The organism is Adlercreutzia caecimuris B7 (assembly GCF_000403355.2).
In the GTDB taxonomy this organism is placed as follows: domain Bacteria; phylum Actinomycetota; class Coriobacteriia; order Coriobacteriales; family Eggerthellaceae; genus Adlercreutzia; species Adlercreutzia caecimuris.
This window is the reverse complement of the sequence record NZ_KE159646.1, coordinates 814,393-821,419: the sequence shown is the minus strand read 5'-3', so window position 1 is coordinate 821,419 and position 7,027 is coordinate 814,393. Positions and strand designations below refer to the sequence as shown.

The 7,027-nt window shown below is 66.1% G+C and carries 5 protein-coding genes; 4 read left to right on the top strand and 1 reads right to left on the bottom strand.

All coding sequences use genetic code 11. The features are described 5' to 3' along the window. Positions 1-253: 253 nt before the first annotated feature. Complete coding sequence (locus C811_RS07550) at positions 254-1,936, bottom strand: MFS transporter (RefSeq protein ID WP_016308943.1); 1,683 nt, start codon at positions 1,934-1,936, stop codon at positions 254-256. A gap of 453 nt (positions 1,937-2,389) precedes the next feature. On the opposite strand from C811_RS07550, the gene C811_RS0103050 reads away from it, so the two are divergent. The 4 genes from C811_RS0103050 (at position 2,390) to clpX (ending at position 6,951) form a co-directional block, all read left to right on the top strand. After that, the gene (locus tag C811_RS0103050; protein WP_016308942.1) at positions 2,390-2,926 is read left to right on the top strand and encodes a hypothetical protein; all 537 of its coding nucleotides are present in this window, start codon (positions 2,390-2,392) and stop codon (positions 2,924-2,926) included. 213 nt (positions 2,927-3,139) lie between these two features. Then, entirely contained in the window at positions 3,140-4,543 is a 1,404-nt protein-coding gene (gene tig, locus C811_RS07545; RefSeq protein WP_016308941.1) for a trigger factor, read from the top strand. A gap of 311 nt (positions 4,544-4,854) precedes the next feature. After that, positions 4,855-5,487 (top strand): ATP-dependent Clp endopeptidase proteolytic subunit ClpP, encoded by a 633-nt coding sequence (gene clpP / locus C811_RS07540; RefSeq protein ID WP_016308940.1) that lies wholly within the window; start codon positions 4,855-4,857, stop codon positions 5,485-5,487. Positions 5,488-5,547: 60 nt separating this feature from the next. Continuing rightward, a complete protein-coding gene (gene clpX / locus C811_RS07535) occupies positions 5,548-6,951 on the top strand; it encodes an ATP-dependent Clp protease ATP-binding subunit ClpX (RefSeq protein ID WP_016308939.1) in 1,404 nt (467 codons plus the stop codon). Positions 6,952-7,027: the final 76 nt, after the last annotated feature.

Genomic DNA, 7,027 nt, shown 5'->3' with positions numbered 1-7,027 from the left:
CCGGCGCGCTCGCGGGCCTCCTCCAGGGGGCCGACGAAGGCGATGCGGCCCTCGTCGTCGACGAGCAGGGCGTCGGCGCGGGCGTCCTCGTCGGTGAGGGGAACGAACGTTGCGTTGCAGAACAGCTTGCCCATAGGTCTTCCTTTCGTGGTCGGTTCCGGTCTTAGATGCAAGAAGCGGGTGGGCGTTGGTCCCACCCGCTTCGTCTTGCCAGGTTTGATAGATGTCCTCGCCCAAGCGGCGGGTGCGGTCGCTACATCTCGCGATCCACCACGGGCTCGAAGGGCTGCTCGCCGGCGGGCAGCGGCTCAGACGGGGCGCCGCCTTCCTCGTCCTTACGGAAGATGGTGATCCAGCGGGTGGTGAGCAGGCCGAGGAGAATGATGACGGCCGACACCACGTAGGCGGTGATGGTGGACTGGATGCGGGCATCCGAGTTCAACGACACCAGCTCCGTCTTCTCGGCATCGTCCATGGGGATGTCGGCGATGGTGGTCTCGAACTGGGCGTCGCCCATGAGGGTGATGTTGCGCTCGGCCACGGCGGCGCGCACCTCGGGAGTGATGGTCGGGTTGTTGGCCATGGCGTTGTCGATGTTCACGGTGATGCCGAACAGGAGCACCGCGCCGATGGCGGCCACGCCGATGGCCTGGCCCACGTTGCGCATGGTGGTCTGGATGCCGCCGGACTGGGAGGCGTCGCGCTCGTTCACGGCCAGGGCCACGATATTGTTGGCCTGGGCGGACACGATACCGGCGCCGGCGCCGGCCACGGCCAGGCCGACCCACATGAGGCCGTTGACCTCAGAGCCGTGCAGCGAGAGGGCCATGGGGATGAAGGCGGCGGCCATCACGATGTAGCCGAGCTGGATGACGCGGCGCGGGTTGGCGTTCGGCATGAACTTCGGGATGCCGAGCGAGAAGATGAACGTGGGGATGCCCACGGCCAGCGCCATGACGCCCATGAGCACCGGCGACCAGCCGGCCACCAGCTGCAGGTAGGGCGAGAGCAGGATGGCCTGGACGCCCATGAAGAAGAAGGTGATGGCGCTCGCCACGAGGCCGGCGCGCACCTGGGGGGTCTTCAGGAAGGACTGGGGCAGAAGCGCGATGCCGTTCTTCTCCTCCACGCGCTTCTCGATGGGCACGAGGGCCACGATGAGAAGCAGGCCGAGGGCGGCCATGGGCAGGGCCGGCGAGATGCCGAAGATGGTGAAGGGGCATGCCGCGAAGGGCTCGATGAGGCCCCAGGCGGAGATGCGGGACAGGCCCACGAGGAACAGGAACAGGCCCACGGCGGCGATGCCGGTGCCGAGCCCGTCGAACTTCAGCTTCTCAGCGGGCTTCTGGATAGCCGGAAGCTTGAGCGAGAGGGCGAGCACCAGCACGAAGTACACGGCCAGCACGCCGTAGGTGACGCGGAAGCCACCGAACTGCATGACGATGCCCAGGAACAGCGGCAGGAAGGCCGACAGGCCCGAGGCGGCGCCGATGCAGCCGAAGGCCAGCACGCGGTTCTTGCCGTGGTAGATGAAGGGGATAAGGCCCAGCACCGAGGGGATCATGAAGCTGGCGCCGAAGCCGACGAGAATGCGGCCGCCCCAGATGAACACGGTCATGTTCGGCGACAGCGCCATGACAAGCTCGCCGGCCGCGCAGAGGGCGGCGCCCATGCGGAAGTTCGTGCGCCAGCCGATGATGGTGCCCATCAGACCGCCCGCCACCATGAAGGCGCCGGCCATGAGCGAGTACACCATGTTCGCCAGCTGGATGTCGGGGGTGGTGGCGCCCAGCACGTCGACCAGCTGCTGGTTTGCCAGGCCGAGCGCGCCGTTGTCGCCCGAGGTTCCCATCTGGGCCATGATGAGCACCAGGATGGGCAGCACCAGGAACTTCTCCGCACCTCCCTCGACTTGCTTTGCCTTGTCTTTGGTCATAGATTTCCTCCTTCTATCGGAACCGATATGCCATGCGCCTTCCTCGGCGCACGGGAGGGGGCTGCTCGGGCCGCGCGGGCGCGAGCCCTGCGAGACGAGAGACCCGAACGGCCGCCCCCTCCGTCGCCGCCATCGTAGTACCGCCGCCTCGGCGGCCATGGCAGAAGCTTTACCGCAGCAGCGGCAAGGGGCTTGCGCGGCCGGGGAGCCCCCTGTAGGGATCCCTCGCCGCAGCGCCCCCGTATTTCCCCAGGTAAAACGGTTTGGAAACAACTCGGTTCCCCCTCTGTGGCGCAACGGCGGCGAAAGTGCCCCGCCGCCCACCCTTCCGTAACAGCGGTAAGGGTTCTTCCGCAGAGGCGGCGGCGCCCTCCCATAATGGAAGCGTCAGACGGCCCCGCCCCGGCTGCTATCGCCGATGCGGGCCAGCGGTTCTCGAGGAAAGGAACACCCATGGCAAAGTCAGTGGCAAGCTCGGGCGCGGCGGCTCCGGCGCGTCCCGCGAAGCCCTTCAACTCCTATCTGCTGAACAAGTGCATCATCGGCTACGGCGTCATCAACGGCATCATCAACGCCGTCATCTTCTACCTGCTGCACATGGGCGAGCCCGAGGCCCTGCTCGGCCACGCCGACATTTTCCACGATTTTGCCCTGACCGGCGTGCTCCTGGGCCTTCTGCTGTTCGTCATCGTGGTGCCGCTCACCCGCATGGATCTGCGCAAGCACGTCTTCGCCGGCCCCAATGCGGCCAACCTCGGCGGGGCGGCCTCCCTTGTGCCGGCCAGCTACGCCCCGGCGCTGCTCGTCACCACCGTGGCGGCCACCGTCACCCTCATGGGCGTGGGCGCCTTCGCCTGCGTGCTTCTGCCCCTGCCGCTTACGGTCACGGCCATGATGCTGCTCAAAGGCGTCGTCTGCGCGTGCGCAGGCGGTGTGGCCGGCTACTTCACCATCTGCTACGTGGTGCGCTCCGGCAAGAGCGAGGCCTAAGGAGCCGATACAATGGCTTTTAGAGACGCGGGCGTCCTGCCCGCGTCTCTTTTTTGTGTCATGGTTCGGGCGATGTGTAGCCACTGTGTGATGGTTGTGGCATAATGGGCAGCTGTGCGCTTCCGCGGGATTCCGCCTGGCGGATCGCCGAGGAAGTGTTCGCGCGGGCGCAAGTATCCCGCGCCGTGTCAGGAAACGATGGAGGAATTATTCGTGGAAACAAACGTTGAGTCCCTTGAGGGCAACAAGGCCAAGGTCGCCGTCACCATCGACGCCGCCGACGTGGACGGCCGCATCACCAAGACCTACAAGGACTTCGCTCGCAAGTACAACTTCCCGGGCTTCCGCCGCGGCAAGGCCCCGCGCCCGGTTATCGACAACGCGCTCGGCGCCGAGGCCGTGCGTGCCACCGTCACCGACGAGCTGCTGAACAGCGCCTGGGCCGCCGCCGTCGACGCCGAGGGCCTCAGCCCCGTGTCCGGCCCCGCCATGGAGGAGACCGAGCTCGTAGAGGCCGGCAAGCCCTACGTGTTCTCCTTCACCATCGACCTGCGTCCCGAGGTGGAGCTTTCCAGCTACGACGCCGTCGAGATCGAGCTGCCCTTCGCCGAGGCCACCGAGGCCGAGATCGACGACCAGGTGTCTGCCATGGCCGAGCACTACACCACCTTCGAGGATGCCTCCGCTGCCACGAAGCTGAAGCCGGAGAACTACGCCGACCTGGCCATCAAGGCCACCGACGCCGAGGGCAACGACATCGCCGCCATCACGAGCGAGTCCCGCCTGTACGGCCCGGGCACCGGCATGCTGTCCGAGGCCTTCGACGCCGAGATCATGGGCATGAAGAAGGGCCAGACCAAGGAGTTCACCCTGGAGGTGCCCGCCGACGAGACCGCCGTGCTTTTGGCCGACCAGGCCGGCAAGCCGGTGAACTTCGAGGTCACCTGCACCGTGGTGAAGAAGAAGGCCGCCCCCGAGGTCACCGATGAGTGGGCGAAGGAGACCATGGGCTTCGAGTCCGTGGCCGACATGCGCGAGCGCATCGCCGAGTCGCTGAACATGCAGAAGGGCGCCATGATGCCGCGCATCAAGGAGAACGCCATTATGACGAAGCTGCTGGAGCGCATCGACGCCGAGGTGCCCGAGGCCATGGTGGCCGAGGCCGAGACCTCGCTGCTCCAGGACTTCTTCGGCCAGCTGCAGCAGGCCGGCATGACCTTCGACGCCTACCTGGGCAGCCAGGGCATCACCGCCGACCAGTTCAAGGCCGATCTGAAGGCCCAGGCCGCCGACCATGTGAAGGAGCAGCTCGCCCTTGAGGCCTGGGCCCGCCATGCCGGCATGGAGATCACCGACGAGGAGATTACCGCCGAGTTCGCCAAGACCGGCGTGGAGGATCCCGCGGCTCTGGAGAAGGAGTGGCGCGAGGCGGGCCGCCTGCACCTCATCCGCACCGGCCTTCTGCGCACCAAGGCCATCGAGGACCTCATGGAGAACGCCAAGGTGACCGAGAAGGACTTCGCCGCCGAGGCCGCCGCCGAGAAGAAGGCTGCCAAGAAGCCGGCGAAGAAGAAGGCCGCCAAGAAGGCCGACGACGCCGAGGAAGCCGCCGAGTAACAGCGCTTCGCATCGCAAGTCGACAAGGGCGGGGGAGACCTCGCCCTTTTTCGTGGCGAATCTTCCGGGTCGGGACCGCCCGGTATTCTGATTCGCTCAGACAGTCCTCGCTTTGTGCGACAGTCCACTGGACTGTCGCAGTCGCTGCGGAACTCGCTCGGTCAGAACACCGGGCACTCCCTCTACACTCAACCTCCGCTGCTGTGTTCATTTCCCCGTTCCCCTTGCATTGCGAACGGATGTATAGCAATATGGTTCTGAACTATGGACAGGCCGCGCTATGCGGCCCTATTTGCGAAAGAGAGGCACCCATGGGCATCGAACGCGTGAGCAACGCCCTCATCCCCTACGTCATCGAGCAGTCGCCGCGGGGCGAGCGCAGCTACGACATCTACAGCCGCCTGCTGAACGACCGCATCATCTTCCTCGGCGAGCAGATCGACGACCATGTGGCCAACTCCGTGGTGGCCCAGCTGCTGCACCTGGAGGCCACCGATCCCGATAAGGACATCTCCCTGTACATTAATTCCCCGGGCGGCTCGGTTACGGCCGGCCTCGGCATTTTGGACACCATGAACTTCATCAAGTGCGACGTGTCCACCATCTGCATCGGCGAGTGCGCCTCCATGGCCGCCGTGCTTTTGTCCTCGGGCACCAAGGGCAAGCGCTTCGTGCTGCCGAACTCCATGGTGCTCATCCACCAGCCGCTCGGCGGCGCCCAGGGCCAGCAGACCGAGATCGCCATCGTGGCCGACTTCATGTTGAAGACCCGCAAGCGCCTGAACAAGATCCTGTCCGAGAACACCGGCCAGTCCATCGAGCGCATCCAGCTGGACACCGAGCGCGACAACTACATGACCGCCGAGGAGGCCAAGGAGTACGGCCTCGTGGACGAGATCATCTACCACCACGGCGCCATGCCCGGCCAGAAGAAGGGCGAATAGCGCGCATCGCTTCCCGATGCGCCGCGAAGCCGAACGAGCGAGGAACCTGAAAAGGAAGCCATGAACAACCATCATCATCCCTACGACCCCCATCGGGGCGATTACACCTGCGCCTTCTGCGGTAAGACCGGCGACCTGGTCAACGCCATGATCTCCGGCCCCAATGGCATCTACATCTGCGACGAGTGCATCTCGGTATGCGCCGATGCCATGATGCGCGACATGGGCTACACCATGGCCCAGGAGTTCGAGCCGGTCGATGACGGCCGCTTCGGCGGGGGCTGGGGCCGCTGGGGCAATCCGCCCGAGGCCGAGATGATCCGCGAGGAGAGCCCCGTGGCCGGCGACGGTCCCTCGCCGGCCGAGGTGCTGGGGGACTTGCCCACGCCTCACGAGCTGTACGCGCGGCTGTCCGAGCACGTGGTGGGCCAGGAGGAGGCCAAGCGGGCCCTGTCCGTGGCCGTGTACAACCACTACAAGCGCATCTCCATGGGGGAGGCGGCCGCCGAGGGCGACGTGGAGCTGGCCAAGAGCAACATCATGCTCATCGGTCCCACGGGCTCGGGCAAGACGCTTCTGGCCCAAACCCTGGCCCGCACCCTGCAGGTGCCCTTCGCCATCGCCGACGCCACCACGCTCACCGAGGCGGGATACGTGGGCGAGGACGTGGAGAACATCCTGCTGAAGCTCATCACCGCCGCCGACTTCGAGGTGCCCCGGGCCGAGATCGGCATCATCTACATCGACGAGATCGACAAGATCGCCCGCAAGGCCGAGAACCTCTCCATCACCCGCGACGTGTCCGGCGAGGGCGTGCAGCAGGCCCTGCTGAAGATCGTCGAGGGCTGCGAGGCCTCGGTGCCGCCCCAGGGCGGTCGCAAGCACCCCCAGCAGGAGCTCATCCCCATCGACACCACCAACATCCTGTTCATCTTGGGCGGCGCCTTCGTGGGCCTGGCCGACATCGTGGCGAGCCGCGTGGGCACTACCTCGCTGGGCTTCGCGAGCGAGCTGGCCGCTTCCAAGAAGGAGTCCGAGGCCGAGCTTCTGCGTCAGGTGCTTCCCGAGGATCTGAACAAGTACGGCATGATCCCCGAGTTCGTGGGCCGCATCCCGGTCATCACGTCGCTTTCCGAGCTGTCCGAGGAAGACCTCGTGCGCATCCTCGTGGAGCCGAAGAACGCGCTCGTGAAGCAGTACACCCGCATGTTCGAGTTCGAGGACTGCCGTCTGGCCTTCGACAAGGCGGCGCTGACAGCCATCGCCCACGAGGCCGTCGAGCACGGCACCGGCGCCCGCGGCCTGCGCTCCATCTGCGAGCGCGTGCTCATGGACGTGATGTACGACCTGCCCGAGTTCGACGGCGCCTCCCAGGTGACCGTGCGGGCCAGCGACATCACCGGCGAGACGAAGCCGGTCATCAAGCCCCGGGCCAACATCGAGGAAGCCCTGCACGCTTCCTAGCAGCTATGGGCGGCGCCGGGCGTCCATGGGGGTGCCGGCGCCGTGTTCCGTACCCACCGATTTCGCAGAGAAGGGA